This is a genomic window from Variovorax sp. AB1(2024), from assembly GCF_037482385.2.
Classification (GTDB): Bacteria; Pseudomonadota; Gammaproteobacteria; order Burkholderiales; family Burkholderiaceae_C; genus Variovorax.
On record NZ_JBBHKP020000001.1, the window covers coordinates 2,428,539 to 2,443,070 of the forward strand.

Annotated in this window: 13 protein-coding genes; 9 read left to right on the forward strand and 4 right to left on the reverse strand. The window is 69.4% G+C overall.

All coding sequences use genetic code 11. From position 1 onward, the window contains the following. The first annotated feature begins 33 nt into the window (after positions 1-33). Genes hemC through WIX39_RS11315 form a run of 4 tightly spaced genes read left to right on the forward strand, consistent with a single transcriptional unit; the run spans position 34 to position 4,108 of the window. A complete protein-coding gene (gene hemC, locus WIX39_RS11300; protein WP_234382752.1) occupies positions 34-939 on the forward strand; it encodes a hydroxymethylbilane synthase in 906 nt (301 codons plus the stop codon). A gap of 16 nt (positions 940-955) precedes the next feature. Then, positions 956-1,726, forward strand: a complete 771-nt coding sequence (locus WIX39_RS11305) for a uroporphyrinogen-III synthase (protein WP_106935314.1) — start codon at positions 956-958, stop codon at positions 1,724-1,726. Then, on the forward strand, positions 1,723-2,817 hold the full coding sequence (locus WIX39_RS11310; RefSeq protein ID WP_081270059.1) for a uroporphyrinogen-III C-methyltransferase: 1,095 nt from the start codon (positions 1,723-1,725) through the stop codon (positions 2,815-2,817). Before WIX39_RS11305 ends, WIX39_RS11310 begins: the two co-directional genes overlap by 4 nt. 7 nt (positions 2,818-2,824) lie before the next feature. After that, positions 2,825-4,108 carry a heme biosynthesis protein HemY gene (locus tag WIX39_RS11315; protein ID WP_081270060.1) on the forward strand — a complete coding sequence of 428 codons (1,284 nt, stop codon included), beginning with the start codon at positions 2,825-2,827 and terminating at the stop codon, positions 4,106-4,108. A gap of 147 nt (positions 4,109-4,255) precedes the next feature. Here WIX39_RS11315 and WIX39_RS11320 read toward each other — a convergent pair whose 3' ends face one another. Beyond that, on the reverse strand, positions 4,256-7,510 hold the full coding sequence (locus WIX39_RS11320) for an Rne/Rng family ribonuclease (protein WP_409195050.1): 3,255 nt from the start codon (positions 7,508-7,510) through the stop codon (positions 4,256-4,258). Positions 7,511-8,064: 554 nt separating this feature from the next. Between WIX39_RS11320 and WIX39_RS11325 the strand changes: the two genes are divergently transcribed. The 4 genes from WIX39_RS11325 to WIX39_RS11340 are packed head-to-tail and all read left to right on the forward strand — an operon-like array spanning position 8,065 to position 11,237. Further along, on the forward strand, positions 8,065-9,165 hold the full coding sequence (locus tag WIX39_RS11325; protein ID WP_409195051.1) for an RluA family pseudouridine synthase: 1,101 nt from the start codon (positions 8,065-8,067) through the stop codon (positions 9,163-9,165). Continuing rightward, entirely contained in the window at positions 9,158-9,829 is a 672-nt protein-coding gene (locus WIX39_RS11330; protein ID WP_081271213.1) for an HAD family hydrolase, read from the forward strand. Before WIX39_RS11325 ends, WIX39_RS11330 begins: the two co-directional genes overlap by 8 nt. 21 nt (positions 9,830-9,850) lie before the next feature. After that, positions 9,851-10,219 (forward strand): Rieske (2Fe-2S) protein, encoded by a 369-nt coding sequence (locus WIX39_RS11335; protein ID WP_285412130.1) that lies wholly within the window; start codon positions 9,851-9,853, stop codon positions 10,217-10,219. A gap of 1 nt (position 10,220) precedes the next feature. Further along, positions 10,221-11,237: a S49 family peptidase gene (locus WIX39_RS11340; RefSeq protein ID WP_081271211.1), complete on the forward strand. Its 1,017-nt coding sequence runs from the start codon at positions 10,221-10,223 to the stop codon at positions 11,235-11,237. Between the two features lie 4 nt (positions 11,238-11,241). On the opposite strand, the gene WIX39_RS11345 is transcribed toward WIX39_RS11340, so the two are convergent. The 3 genes from WIX39_RS11345 to WIX39_RS11355 are packed head-to-tail and all read right to left on the reverse strand — an operon-like array spanning position 11,242 to position 13,735. Then, a complete protein-coding gene (locus tag WIX39_RS11345) occupies positions 11,242-12,393 on the reverse strand; it encodes an MFS transporter (RefSeq protein ID WP_409195052.1) in 1,152 nt (383 codons plus the stop codon). A gap of 2 nt (positions 12,394-12,395) precedes the next feature. Continuing rightward, positions 12,396-13,157, reverse strand: coding sequence for an SAM-dependent methyltransferase (locus tag WIX39_RS11350; protein ID WP_081271209.1), 762 nt, complete (start codon positions 13,155-13,157; stop codon positions 12,396-12,398). Beyond that, positions 13,154-13,735 (reverse strand): Maf family nucleotide pyrophosphatase, encoded by a 582-nt coding sequence (locus WIX39_RS11355; RefSeq protein WP_106935311.1) that lies wholly within the window; start codon positions 13,733-13,735, stop codon positions 13,154-13,156. Before WIX39_RS11355 ends, WIX39_RS11350 begins: the two co-directional genes overlap by 4 nt. Before the next feature lie 82 nt (positions 13,736-13,817). Between WIX39_RS11355 and WIX39_RS11360 the strand changes: the two genes are divergently transcribed. Next, the gene (locus tag WIX39_RS11360) at positions 13,818-14,387 is read left to right on the forward strand and encodes a YceD family protein (protein WP_106935310.1); all 570 of its coding nucleotides are present in this window, start codon (positions 13,818-13,820) and stop codon (positions 14,385-14,387) included. The last annotated feature ends 145 nt before the right edge of the window (positions 14,388-14,532 follow it).

Sequence of the window (14,532 nt, forward strand, 5' to 3'; positions counted from 1 at the left end):
GGCGGTTTGAAAGATGTACTTTTGGGAACGGCCTTGAGCAATATCGTGATCGCCACGCGCGAAAGCCGGCTGGCCTTGTGGCAAGCCGAACACGTGCAGGCGCTGCTGCAGGAAAGAGGCCACACGGTCAGCCTGCTGGGCCTCACCACCACCGGCGACCAGATCCTCGACCGCACGCTGAGCAAGGTGGGCGGCAAGGGCCTCTTCGTGAAGGAACTGGAGCTCGCGCTCGAGGAAGGGCGCGCCGACATCGCCGTCCATTCGCTCAAGGACGTGCCGATGGACCTTCCCCAAGGCTTCGTGCTGCCGTGCGTGCTGGAACGCGAAGACCCGCGCGACGCGCTCGTTTCCCCCCGTTTTGCCTCGCTCGACGAACTGCCGCACGGCGCGGTGGTCGGCACTTCCAGCCTGCGCCGCGTCGCGTTGCTGCGCGCACTGCGGCCCGACCTGCGCATCGAACCGCTGCGCGGCAATCTCGACACCCGCCTGCGCAAGCTCGACGAAGGGCAGTACGACGCCATCGTGCTGGCGGCGGCCGGACTCAAGCGGCTGGGGCTCGAAAGCCGCATCCGCGTGGCCTTCGACCCCGACACCATGCTGCCCGCGGCCGGGCAGGGCGCCCTGGGCATCGAGGTGCGGGCGGATCGCGCCGACCTCATCGAGCTGCTCGCCGCCATCACCCACCGCGGCGACTGGCTCTCCACCGCCGCCGAGCGCGCCGTGAGCCGCGCGATGGGTGGCAGCTGCTCCATGCCGCTCGCGGCCCATGCCCGATGGCAGGCCGACGGCTCGCTGCGCATCGACGCCGCCTGGGGCGACCCCGAAGGCAAGGTGCCGCTGGTGAAGGTGCATGCGCTGGCGCAGGCCGGCGACTTCGCCCAGGCCGATGCGCTCGGCCGGCAAGCGGCCGCCTTGCTGCGCGACGCCGGGGCCCACTGATTCCGGAGGTCATCGCATGACCGCCCGTCCCGTCATCGTCACGCGCCCCGAGCGCGAGGCGGCGCAATGGGTCGACGACCTGCGCGCCGCGGGGCTCGACGCGGTGGCATTGCCGCTGATCGTGATCGCGCCCGTGGCCGATGCCGAGCCGCTGCGCGAAGCCTGGCGCCGCCTCGACCGCTACGCGGCGCTGATGTTCGTGAGCGCCACGGCGGTCGAGAATTTCTTCCAGCATGAAACACCGGGCATGACCGCCGGACGCCGCTTCTGGGCCACGGGCCCGGGCACCACGCGCGCCCTGCTGCGTGCGGGCGTGCCGCCGGAACAGATCGACGCGCCGCCGCCCGAAGCCACGCGCTTCGATTCCGAGGCGCTGTGGGAGCGCGTGCACGGCCATGTGGCTGCCGGCGTGCGCGTGCTGATCGTGCGCGGCGGCGACGAGTCCGGGCAGCCCGCCGGGCGCGACTGGCTCGCCAGGGAAATCGACGCCGCGGGCGGCCAGCGCGACACCGTGGTCGCCTACCGGCGCCTGCCGCCGTCGCTGGACGTCGTACAACTCCGCATCGCGACCGACGGCGCGCAGGGCCGCGCGATCTGGCTCTTCAGCAGTTCCGAAGCCATCGGCAATCTGCAACGCGCGATGCCCGGCACCGACTGGCAGGCGGCACGCGCCGTCGCAACGCATGCCCGCATCGGCGAAGCCGCGCGCGCCGCTGGTTTCGGGGCGTTGCGTGTGTGCACACCGTTGCGGGATGCGTTGGTCGCGTCGATAGAATCCCTCGCATGAGCGCCGCGTCCCCGTCCGACGACCTTTCTCCCCCTTCAGCCGCAACGGTGCCCGTGCCTGCCACTGTCGCCCCCCACCAGACCCCTGCCGCCCAGGCTGCGGGCGCGGCGATCCTGTCGCGTCTCGGATTCGGCCTCGTGGCCTTCATCGCGCTGGTGGCGCTGGTCATGGCTGTCGCGCTGTGGCAGAAGGTCAGCGGCATGAAGGAACAGCTGGCGCGCCAGAGTGCCGATGCCCTTTCGCAGTCGATGGAAGCGCGCACGCTGGCGCGCCAGGCCAGCGACACCGTGCGCGACGCCTCGGCCCGCGTGGCGCTGGTTGAAACGCGCGTTGCCGAAGTCGCGCTGCAGCGTTCGCAGCTCGAAGAACTCATTCAGAGCCTCTCTCGTTCGCGCGACGAGAACCTCGTGATCGACATCGAGTCGGCCGTGCGCCTCGCGCTGCAGCAGGCCCAGGTCACGGGCAGCGTCGAGCCGCTGCTGGCCGCGCTGAAAGCGGGCGACGTGCGCATCTCGCGTGCCGCGCAACCGCGGCTCGCCCCCTTGCAGCGCGCCATGCAGCGCGATGCCGACCGCCTGCGCAGCAGTGCCAGCACCGACAACGCCGAGGCCCTGCAAAGGCTCGACGAACTCATGCGCGGCGTGGACGACCTGCCCACGCTCAACGCGGTGGCCCTGCGCGGCACCGGCGCCAATGCATGGCAGGCCGAGCCGATTCCCGCCGACGCGCCCTGGTGGCAGCGCATGCTGCTGGCCGTTCGCGGCGAGGCCCGCTCGCTGGTGCGCGTGGGCCGCATCCAGAGCCCGGAAGCGGTGCTGCTGGCGCCCGAACAGTCTTACTTCCTGCGCGAGAACCTCAAGCTCAAGCTGCTCAACGCGCGGCTGTCGCTGCTGTCGCGCCAGTTCGACGCCACCCGCACCGAGCTGTCCCAGGTCGCGGCATCGCTCAACCGCTACTTCGACCCCGCATCGCGCCGCACGCAGGCCGCCGCCACCCTGCTGCAGCAACTGCAGCAGCAGGTGAGGACGACCGAGCCGGTCCGCATCGACGACACGCTGGCCGCCCTGGCCACCGCCGCCGCAGGACGTTGACCCGCACATGCGCGCAGCAATCTGGCTCCTTGCACTGTTCGCCGTCGCCGCGGCAGTCGCTCTTTTCGCAGGCAACAACCAGGGCACGATCACCGTGTTCTGGCCGCCGTGGCGTGTCGATCTTTCGCTGAACCTGGTGCTGGTGATCCTGCTGGTGGTGTTCGTGCTGCTGCACGCCGCGCTGCGGGCCCTGGCGGCGCTGTTCTCGCTGCCCAAGCAGGCGCGCCAATGGCGGCTGCAGCAGAAGGAGCGCACGCTGCATGCGGCGCTGCTCGACGCCATGGTGCAGCTGATTTCCGGTCGTTTCTCGCGCGCGCGCAAGGCCGCGCAGGCCGCGCTCACGCAGGAAAAGGCGCTGTCGGCGCTCGGCGCCAGCCTGCCGCAGGCGCCGCAGGTGCGGGTGCTGTCGCACCTGTTGGCGGCCGAGAGCGCGCAGGCGCTGCAGGACAAGCCGGCGCGCGATGCCCATCTGCAGCAGGCACTGAACGAAAGCGCTGACCGCACCGTGCTGGCCAGTCCGGAAACGCGCGAAGGCGTGCAGTTGCGCGCGGCGCGCTGGGCGCTCGAAGACCGCGATGCGGCCGCTGCGCTCGCCCGCCTCGAAGAACTGCCGCAGGGCGCGCAGCGCCGCACGCTCGCGCTGCGGCTGAGGCTCAAGGCGGCCCGGCAGGATCGGCGCACGCTCGAGGCACTCGAAACCGCGCGCCTGCTCGCCAAGCACCGCGCGTTCTCGGAGGCCGCCGCGCAGAGCATCGTGCGCGGCCTTGCGACCGAACTGCTGTCGGGCGCGCACGACCCGGCGCAACTGCAGCGCGCATGGTCCGAGCTCGACACCAACGAACGCCAGATGCCCGAGGTCGCGATCCACGCGGCCCAGCGCATGGTCGCGCTGCGCGGCGACCTGGCGCTCGCGCGCGGCTGGCTGCTGCCGGCCTGGGAGCAGATGGTCGGCAATCCGCGCAGCCTGGGCGATGCGCTGCGCGTCAAGCTGGCACGCGCGCTCGAGGCGGGGCTCGACTCGGTCGATGCGGAATGGCTGGCGCGCATCGAGAGCGCGCAGCGCAACAATCCGCGCGACCCCAATCTGCAGTACCTCGCGGGCATGGCCTGCATGAAGCGCCAGCTGTGGGGCAAGGCCCAGCAGCTGCTCATGCAGGCCGGGCTGGGATTGCAGGACACCGATCTGTATCGCCGAGCCTGGCTGGCGCTGGCCCACCTGGCCGAAGACCGCAACGACACCGCGCAGGCGGCCGAAGCCTGGAAGCGCGCGGCGCAGGTCGAGAGCGCCTGAGCGGCGATTCGAGCGCTGTCACGGCGCCCCGGGAACGGACGGATTGCTTCAGCGCCTGATCTTCTGGATGCCTGACTTGCCAGTGTCCGAAGCGGCATAAAAAAACGGCGCCCGAGGGCGCCGTTTTCATTTCCGGGCGGGTTCCGCTCAGAGGGGGTGTTGCTGCTGCTGTTGCTGCTCGAACGGCAGCGACATCGAACCGAGGTCGCGACGGGTCTCGACCAGCACCAGCGGACCTTCGTCGAGCACCACCACCGGCGGGCGCTCGCGCGGCACGTGCACCGGCTTCGGCTCGGCGGCAATGGCGGCGCGTGCCTGCGCGATGCGCTCGGCGTCGGAGTTGACCCACTGCAGGCCCGAGTTCTGGGCGATCTGCGCGAGTTCGTCCAGCGGCAGCTCGAAGGGCTGGACCTTCGGCAGCGCGCGGCCGTTGGCGACGGGCGCCGGAGCAGCCACGGGCGCGGCAGCGACCGGCGCGGGGCGCTCGGTGCGCACCGGCTGGGGTGCGGGTTCGCGGACTTCCGGTGCAGCGACGGCGGCTTCGGCCACGACGGCCTGTTGTTGCTCCGGCGCGATCGGCAGTTGCTGCTGCGGCTGGCGGCGGGGCGCCGGGGCTTCTTCCTGCACGCCGGTCGTCATCGTCGCGGCTTCCGCCACGGCGACTTCGGCGGCCTGCGCACCGGCTTCGCTGTCGTCGCGCGGACCGCGTTCGCGGCGGTCGCGGCCGTAACGGTCACGCGAACGACCGCGGCGCTCGTCGCCTTCGCGGCGGGGAGCCTGCTCGTTGCCGCCGTCGTTGGACTGCTCGACGTCGGCTGCTGCAGCTTCGGCCCCGCGTGCATCGGCTTCGGCCTGAGGCGCGTCGTTGCGGCGCTCGCGGCGGCCGTCGTTGCGCTCACCACGCTCACCACCACGTTCACCGCGCGGAGCGCGCTGCTCGTCGCGGCCGTTGCGCGGCTGGCGCTCGCCCTGGACGGCTTCTTCGCCGGCAAGGGCGGTTTCGCCGCGGGGCTGCTGGGCGTCGCCGTTGCGTTCGGCGCGGTCGCTGTTGTTGCGCTCGCCGCGTTGTTCGCCACGCTCGTTGCGCTCGCCGCGTTCACGGCGTTCGCCGCGGGCGCGCGGTGCGCGTTCGCCTGCATTGCCTTCTTCGCCCGAGACCAGTTGCTGGGCTTCGAGGTTCAGGTTGCCGTCGAGTGCTTCCGCCGGTGCGTTGCGGCCTTCGCGGCCTTCGCCTTCGCGGCGCTCGCCGCGGCCGTTGCGGCGTTGTTCGCCGTCGCGCGGTGCGCGTGCCTCACGCGGCTCGCGGGGTTCGCGCTGTTCGCGCTGTTCGCGCTGTTCGCGCGGTTGCTGCGGGGCGCCGTCGGCGCGCAGTTCGCTGCTGTTGCGGCCTTCACGGCCTTCGCGTCCTTCACGGCGCTCGCCGCCGCGGCCGCCACGGCGTTCGCCGTCGCGACCACCCGAACGTCCGCCGCCTTCGCCGCGGCCTTCCGCGTTGCGGCCTTCACCGCGGCCTTCGCCGCCACGGCCGCCACGGCGCTGTTCGCCGTCACGCGAACCGCCGCGTGCTTCGCCGTCGCGGCCGGGGCGGCCGTCGCGGCGGGGCTTCGGGGCCTCGACCGGAATCGCGGAGGGCGCCGGCGCCGGTGCGGGGGCCGGCGCGCCGCCGAACAGGTTCTTGATCCAGGCGAAGAAGCCGGTCTGTGCCGGAACCGGCGCGGTGACCACGGGCGGTGCGACCGGTGCGGGTGCCGCGACGGGCGCGCGCACGGCTTCGGGCTTGGGCGGCACCACGGGCGCGGGTGCATCGGGCAGCACGCCCTTGATGACCGGCGTCTGCTTGTTGGTGGGCTCTTGCGAACGGCGCGTGACGGAGGTCGGGTCTTCGATCTCGTCGGCCATCTTGTAGCTGGCTTCGATGTGGTCGAGGCGCGGATCGTCGTGCTTCAGGCGCTCGAGCTTGTAGTTCGGCGTTTCGAGCGTCTTGTTGGGCACCATCAGCACGGTGACGCGCTGCTTGAGCTCGATCTTGGCGATTTCGGGGCGCTTTTCATTCAGCAGGAACGATGCGACTTCCACGGGCACCTGCACATGCACGGCGGCCGTGTTGTCCTTCATGGACTCTTCCTGAATGATGCGCAGGATCTGCAGCGCGCTCGATTCGGTGTCGCGGATGTGGCCCGAGCCGCCGCAGCGGGGGCAGGGGATCGACGAGCCTTCCGACAGTGCCGGCTTCAGGCGCTGGCGGCTCATTTCCATCAGGCCGAACTTGCTGATCGAGCCGAACTGCACGCGGGCGCGGTCCTGCCGCAGCGCGTCGCGCAGGCGGCTTTCGACTTCGCGGCGGTTCTTCGACTCGTCCATGTCGATGAAGTCGATGACGATCAGGCCGCCCAGGTCGCGCAGGCGCATCTGGCGGGCCACTTCGTCGGCGGCCTCGAGGTTGGTGCGGGTGGCGGTCTCCTCGATGTCGCCGCCCTTGATGGCGCGGGCCGAGTTCACGTCGACCGAAACCAGTGCTTCGGTGTGGTCGATCACGATGGCGCCGCCCGAGGGCAGCTGCACGGTGCGCGCGTAGGCCGACTCGATCTGGTGCTCGATCTGGAAGCGGCTGAACAGCGCTGCGTCGTCGCGGTAGCGCTTCACGCGGGCGGCATGCTCGGGCATGACGTGCGCCATGAACTGCTGCGCCTGGTCGTAGATGTCGTCGGTGTCGATCAGGATGTCGCCGATGTCGTGATTGAAATAGTCACGGATGGCGCGGATGACGAGCGACGATTCCTGGTAGATCAGGAAAGCGCCCTTGCCGCCCTTGGCCGCGCCGTCGATGGCGCTCCAGAGCTTGAGCAGGTAGTTCAGGTCCCACTGGAGTTCGGGCGCCGAGCGGCCGATGCCGGCGGTGCGCGCGATGATGCTCATGCCCTTCGGGTACTCGAGCTGGTCCATCGCCTCCTTGAGTTCGGCGCGGTCGTCGCCCTCGATGCGGCGCGAAACGCCACCGCCGCGGGGGTTGTTCGGCATCAGCACGACGTAGCGGCCGGCCAGCGAGATGAAGGTGGTGAGGGCGGCGCCCTTGTTGCCGCGCTCTTCCTTTTCGACCTGGACGGTGAGTTCCTGGCCTTCGCGGATCGCGTCCTGGATGCGGGCCTGGCTGGCCGACACGCCTTCGGCGAAATACTGCTTGGAGATTTCCTTGAACGGCAGGAAGCCGTGGCGGTCTTCGCCGTAGTCGACGAAACAGGCTTCGAGCGAGGGCTCGACGCGGGTCACGACCGCCTTGTAGATGTTGCCCTTGCGCTGTTCGCGCCCTTCGATTTCGATTTCGTAGTCGAGCAGTTTCTGCCCGTCGACGATGGCCAGGCGGCGTTCTTCGGCCTGCGTGGCATTGATCAGCATCCGCTTCATGATGCGTTGTCCTTATATGTATCGTTATACCGGCTCTTGACGAGCCAACGATGCACGGACGACGCCCGCGAAACCAGGGAATTGCCGCTTCGGCCCCGAATGCTGTTCACTGCCGCGCCAGGCGCGAGCAGGCCTCTCGAGCGCTAGCTCAAGAAGACAGTCGGGGTGGGGGCGCGTGGATGGGCGCGAGCCAGATTCGGTGTTGAGTGGCTATCTTTTTGATAGCCGGTTGCGCAATGGTGGCGCGCGCTGCGGGCGATCCAATGCCTGAGGCCACTGGCATCAGCCAGTGCAGGCACATTTGAATCAGCAGCATCAACACAACAAGGGACTCGCTTCGATCCGCCGGCAGCTTGGTCAGCTGCAGGCTGGGTATTCCGTATCGGTGTTTCGTGGGTGTCGGCTTGACTCGGGTGCCGGGCTTGCCACTTTGCGCAATTGCGCGGGGTTTGCAGCTCGGCGCCAAAGCGGCATCGACCTCACAGCGCCGCCCTGGGTATTTGATGGCAGTGGACTAAACTTCTGTCTAATCAAGCACTTACATGACCGCGCTGGTGAAAAACATTATAGGTGCGAAGCAGAGCCCCGCGGCTGCTCCAAATCCCGCAGGCCAAAAAGCCTCCGACGAGTCCGCGGCGCCCAATGCCGCCATCAAATTCCTCACGGTCGATGCCGAATCCGCCGGGCAGCGGCTCGACAATTTCCTGTTCCGCCATCTGAAAGGCGTGCCCAAGACGCATGTCTACCGGATCATCCGTTCGGGTGAGGTGCGCATCAACAAGGGCCGTGTGCAGGCCGAGACCCGCATCGAGGCCGGCGACGTGCTGCGGCTGCCGCCGATCCGGATTTCCGCGCGCGCGGAAGAGGGCGCGGCCCCGCCCGCGCCGGCGCGCGAGTTCCCGATGCTGCTGGAAGACGACGCCGTCCTGGCCATCGACAAGCCGGCCGGCGTGGCCGTGCACGGCGGCAGCGGCGTGAGCTTCGGCGTGATCGAGCAACTGCGCACGGCGCGGCCGGGCGCCAAATTCCTGGAATTGGTGCATCGGCTCGACCGCGAGACCTCCGGCATCCTGCTGGTCGCCAAGAAGCGCAGCGCGTTGGTCGCCCTGCAGGACCAGTTCCGCGAGCGCGAGACCGGCAAGACCTACCTGGCGCTGGTCGAGGGCGACTGGCCCGCGAACAGGAAGGTGCTCGACGCGCCGCTTGCCAAATACCTGCTGCCCGACGGTTCAGGCGCCGGTGCCGGCGAGCGCCGGGTGCGCGTGGTCGCCAAGGACCATCCGGACGCGATGCGCGCCGTGACGCTGGTGCGCGTGCTGGCGCGGCTCACGCTGCCGGGCGACGCCGCGCCGGTGTCATTGCTGGCCGTGACCATCAAGACCGGGCGCACCCACCAGATCCGCGTGCACCTCGCGTCGGCGGGCCATCCGATCGCCGGCGACGACAAGTACGGCGAATCCGACCGCCAGCGCGCACTGCAGAAACTCGGCCTCAAGCGCATGTTCCTGCATGCCTGGCGCCTGCAATTCAACCATCCGGCCAGCGGAGAACGCGTGGCGCTGCAGGCCGGCCTGCCGCCCGAGCTCAATATGCTGATGCCGCCCGCCGCCCTTGAGGCGATGGCCCAACACCCCACTCCCACGGCCCATGACTGACGCTTCCCGACCTCCCCGTTTCGACCTGATCGCCTTCGACTGGGACGGCACCCTCTACGACTCCACGCGCCTGATCGTGCGCTGCATCCAGGCGGCGGTGATCGACGTCGGCGGCGCCAAGCCGAGCGAGAACGACGCCGCCTGGGTCATCGGCCTGGGGCTGGCCGAGGCGCTGGCTCGCGCGGCGCCCGACGTGCCGAAGGAAAAATATCCCGAGCTGGGAGCGCGCTACCGCTATCACTACCTGCAGCACCAGGACGACCTGGTGCTGTTCGACGGCGTGCTGCAGATGCTCGATGCATTGCGCGCGCGCGGCCACAAGCTGGCCGTGGCCACCGGCAAGTCGCGCCGCGGCCTGAACGAGGCGCTGAAGTCGGTCGCGCTGCGCGACCGCTTCGAAGCCTCGCGCACCGCCGACGAAACCTTCGGCAAGCCGCATCCGCGCATGCTGCTGGAGCTGATGGAAGAACTCGACGTCACGCCCGAGCGCACCCTGATGATCGGCGACACCACGCACGACCTGCAGCTGGCGCAGAACGCCGGCTGCGCCAGCGTGGGCGTGAGCTACGGCGCCCACGAGCCCGCCAGCTTCGACGAATTCAAGCCGCTGCACGTCGCGCACTCGGTGGCAGACCTCGAAGCGTGGCTCCTGGGCAACGCCTGAACAACAATCTGGAGTGCTTCCATGAGTGAAGAACGCATCCCGCTTTGCAATGCCTCGGACCTGGTCGAGGGCGGCCTCGCGGTGCCTTTCGACGTGATTCATGGCGGCGAAACCTGCCGGGCCTTCGCGGTGCGTTTCGAGGGGCGGCCGCATGCGTTTCTCAACCGGTGCAGCCACGTGGCGATGGAGATGGACTTCCAGCCCGACCGCTTCTTCGACGATACCGGGCAGTGGCTGCTGTGCGCCACGCACGGCGCCGTCTACCGGCCCGACACCGGCGAATGCGCGGGCGGCCCGTGCCGCGGCGGCCTCGTGAAGATCGCACTCAGCGAGCATGACGGCGTAGTGCACTGGCATACTGACTGGAACCTCCACCCCCTGACTTTCTGACATGACCGACCCGAACCGAACAGAACCCGCAGGGTTCGAGCCATTTGAGCCGGCCACCCCCACCAACATGGCCAAAGATCCCACGCAGCGCCCCGGATGGGAGCGCGCAACGCTCGAAAAACTCGCCTTTGCCTCCTTGAACGAACAGAAGGCCACGCGGCGCTGGAAAACCTTCGTGCGGCTGTCGTGGCTGGCCTTCTTCATCTTCCTGGCCTGGCTGGCGCTGTCGCGCAGCGCGCCCAGCACCGCCAAGACCACGGCCCACACGGCGGTCGTCGAGATCAAGGGCGAGATCGCCAACGGCGGCGACGCCAGCGCCGAGTTCGTGGTCGCCGCCATGAAGACCGCCTTCGAGGACGAGGGCGCCAAGGGCGTGATCCTGCTGATCAACTCGCCCGGCGGCAGCCCGGTGCAGGCCGGCATCATCAACGACGAGATCAAGCGCCTGAAGGCCAAGTACAAGAAGCCGGTCTATGCCGTGGTCGAGGAGACCTGTGCGTCGGCCGCCTACTACATCGCCGCCGCCACCGACAAGATCTACGTCGACAAGGCCAGCATCGTGGGCAGCATCGGCGTGCTGATGGACGGCTTCGGCTTCACGGGCGTGATGGAAAAGGTCGGCGTCGAGCGCCGCCTGCTGACGGCCGGCGAGAACAAGGGCTTCCTCGACCCGTTCAGCCCCATGAGCGACGCGCAGCGCGCCCATGCGCAGACCATGCTGAACCAGATCCACGCGCAGTTCATCAACGTGGTCAAGACCGGCCGCGGCGACCGCCTGAAGCTGGACACCCCGGGCCTGTTCAGCGGCCTGTTCTGGAGCGGCGAGCAGGCCGTCGAATACGGCCTGGCCGACCAGCTGGGCAACGTCGACTACGTGGCGCGCGAAGTCATCAAGGCCGACGAGGTGATCGACTACACCCGGCGCGACAACGTGGCCGAGAAGCTGGCCAAGAAGTTCGGCGCCTCGATGGCCGAAACCACCGTGCGCCTGATGCACACGGCGCCGGCACTGCGCTGAACTTCTATTTGCTTTCGCCGCTGGCGGTGTAGCGCGCGGACGCTGCCAGCGCCACGGCGAAGGCCACGACCACATAGAGCGCGGCGGTCAGCGAGGTCGCCCGCGCCAGCAGGCCGATCACGGCGGGGCCTGCCATGAATCCCAGATAGGCCACGGCCGAGACCGACGCAATGCCGCGCGCGGGCTCGATGCCCGGCACGTTCGCGGAAGCCGAGAACAGGATCGGCACCACGTTCGCGAAGCCGACCCCCACGCCGGCGAAACCCACCAGGGCCAGCCAGGGCATGTCGGTGACGAGCACCAGCGTCATGGCAGCCGCGGCGAGCAGGCCGCTGCCCAGCAGCAGCGTGGCAGGCGCGAAGCGGGCACGCATCGCGTCCCCGCCGAAGCGCGCCGCCGCCATCGCCGCCGAGAAGCTCGCGTAGGCCAGCGCAGCCTGCTGCTGCGGGCTGCCGATCTCCTGCTGCATATAGAGCACGCTCCAGTCGTAAATGGCGCCTTCGGCGATCAGTCCCAGCGCGGCGAGCACGCCCAGCACCGCCAGCGTGCCGCGCGGCATCAGGAATCCGTGGTCGGCCCCGCTCGCGCCGCTGGTGGCGGGGCGCGGCAGCATGCGCCGCGAGGCCACGGCCACGAGCAGAACCATCGCCGCCGCAACCAGCAGCAGGTGCGCCTGCGCGCCCAGCCCGGCCGCGAGCGCCGCGCTGCCGCTCGCGGCGCCGGCCATGCCGCCCAGGCTGAACATGCCGTGCATGCCGCTCATCAACGGCGTGCCGCCGTGCAGTTCGAGCTGCGCGGCCTCGGTGTTGATCGAGACATCGAACACGCTGGTCACGAGGCCGAAGGCCGCCAGCAGGCCCAGCAGCGCCACATAGCCCGGCATCGCGATCAGCCCTGCCAGCAGCAGCGCATAGATGCAGCCGCAGACGCCGGCCATGCGGCGCGGGCCGTAGCGGCCGATCCAGCGGCCCGCGCTGGTCAGGCCGATCATCGCGCCGGCACCGGCTGCGAGCATGGCGAGGCCGAGTTGCGCTTCGTCGATGCCGTAGTGCGCCTTGACCGTGGGTACGTGCACGCCCCAGGTCGCGAAGATGAAACCGGCGGAAAAGAATTGCGCGCGCGATGCCCAGCGCGTGGCGGCGGTGATGGCCACCATGGTCAGCGCCCGATCGCGAACACAGCGGGCAGGCGTTCGTCTGTGGTGGGCTGCGGCTTGGCGCGCCAGGATTTCACTGTTTCGCTGCGCACTTGGGCCGTTGCCAGCGTGAGGCCGCGCGCCACCGCGAGGCGGGTGTTGTGCTGGAGCGTCTGTATCAGCGCCTGCAGCAGGGCGGCATTGCGATAGGGCGTTTCAATGAAGAGCTGCGTCTGGCCCGACTTGAGCGCCAGCGCCTCGAGTTCGCGGATGCGCGTCTGGCGCTCGCCGGCGTCCTGCGGCAGGTAGCCGACGAAGGCGAAGTTCTGGCCATTGAGCCCGCTCGCCGCCAGTGCGAGCAGCAGCGAGACCGGGCCGGTCAGCGGAACGACGCTGAGACCCAGGTCGTGCGCGGCGCGCGCCACCGAGGAACCGGGGTCGGCCACCGCCGGCATGCCGGCTTCGCTGAGCAGGCCGATATCGTGGCCTTCCAGTGCGGCGGCGAGCAGGGGGCGGGCGTCGAACTGCCCGGCGTGGTCGCCTTTCTTGTGCACCTCGCGCGGCAGTTCCTGGATGTTCTGCGCCTGCAGCGGCGCGGCCAGCGGCGTGACGGCGTCGATGCGCTTCAGGTAGGCGCGCGCGGACTTCGCGTTCTCGCAGATCCAGTGGGTGATGCCGGCGGCGGCCTGCAGCGTGCCCAGGGGAAGGGCGTCCTGCAGTGGCGCCTGGGTGTCGCAGCCGAAATCGAGCGGCGCGGGAACGAGGTAGAGCTTGCCGTGCGTCACAGAAGTTCGACCCCCGCGGCGCGCAGCATGCGGCAGGTGCGGATCAGCGGCAGGCCGACCAGCGCGGTCGGGTCGTCGCTGTCTATGGCATCCAGCAGCGCGATGCCCAGGCCTTCGCTCTTGGCGCTGCCGGCGCAGTCGTAGGGTTGTTCGGCCAGCAGGTATTGCTCGATGGCGGCGTCGCTGAGGTCTCGGAACACCACGCGCACGGGGGCGATGTCGCGCTGGACGAAGCCGGTGGCGCGGCACACCACCGCCACCGCGGTCTGGAAGATCAGCGTCTGGCCGCGCATGCGGCGCAGTTGCGCCGTGGCGCGCTGGTGGTCGCCGGGCTTGCCGAGCGCTTCGCCGCCGAGGTCGGCCACCTGGTCGGAGCCGATGACCACGGCTTCGGGAAAGCGGGCAGCGACGGCGTCGGCTTTTTCGAGCGCCAGGCGCATGGCCAGGGCATGCGGCGTTTCGCCGGGCAACGGCGTTTCGTCGACTTCAGGGGACTGCACTTCGAAAGGCAGTCGCAGGCGGGTAAGCAGCTCGCGGCGGTAGCGCGAGGTCGAGGCAAGAATCACAGGGCGTTGCATGGGGACGATTGTGCGTGAGTCGCATGGCATCCCCAGGCATGCACCATGCCGGTGAAACTTCTGGCGCGCTAGACTGGCGAAGATGAAGAGAGAATTTGCCCCCGAACGGCTCAACGTGCCCGCCTTTGCCGCGGCCGCCGCCACCCTGGAAGCCGCCGACCCGGTTCCCAACTACCTGCGCCTGACCGCCGAGCTGGCGGTTCCCGCGCCCGATGCGGTGGTCGATTGGAAAGCCACCGGGGAAGAGCGCCCCGGCGCCGACGGCAAGGCCGTTCCCTGGCTGCACCTGGATGCCGAGGCCACGGTCCCGCTGGTTTGCCAGCGCTGCCTGTCGCCGGTCGAGACGCCATTGACGGTCGATCGCTGGTTCCGTTTCGTGGCCGACGAGGCCACGGCCGAAGCGGAAGACGAGGAATCGGAGGAAGACCTGCTCGTCGTGAGCCGCGATTTCGACCTCCATGCCCTGATCGAAGACGAACTGCTCATGGACATTCCCGTCACGCCCGTGCATGACGTCTGCCCCACGCCCGTCCAGCTTTCATCCAGCGACGACGACTTCAAGGCTGCCGAAGAAGCCAAGCCGAACCCGTTCGCGGTGCTCGGAGCGTTGCGCTCGCGCAAGCCGGAAGACGGGTCGGAAGAGGGCAGGTAGCTCTTTTCCTCAGGCTGGGCTATAATCATGGGCTTCGCGCGCGCCGCCGTGAGCAGCAATGCAGATCCAGGGATGCCAGCCATCCTTTCTCATTGCCACCGCTTGAGCCCGCATCCCATCACTCACCTAACAGTCCAGGAGCCAT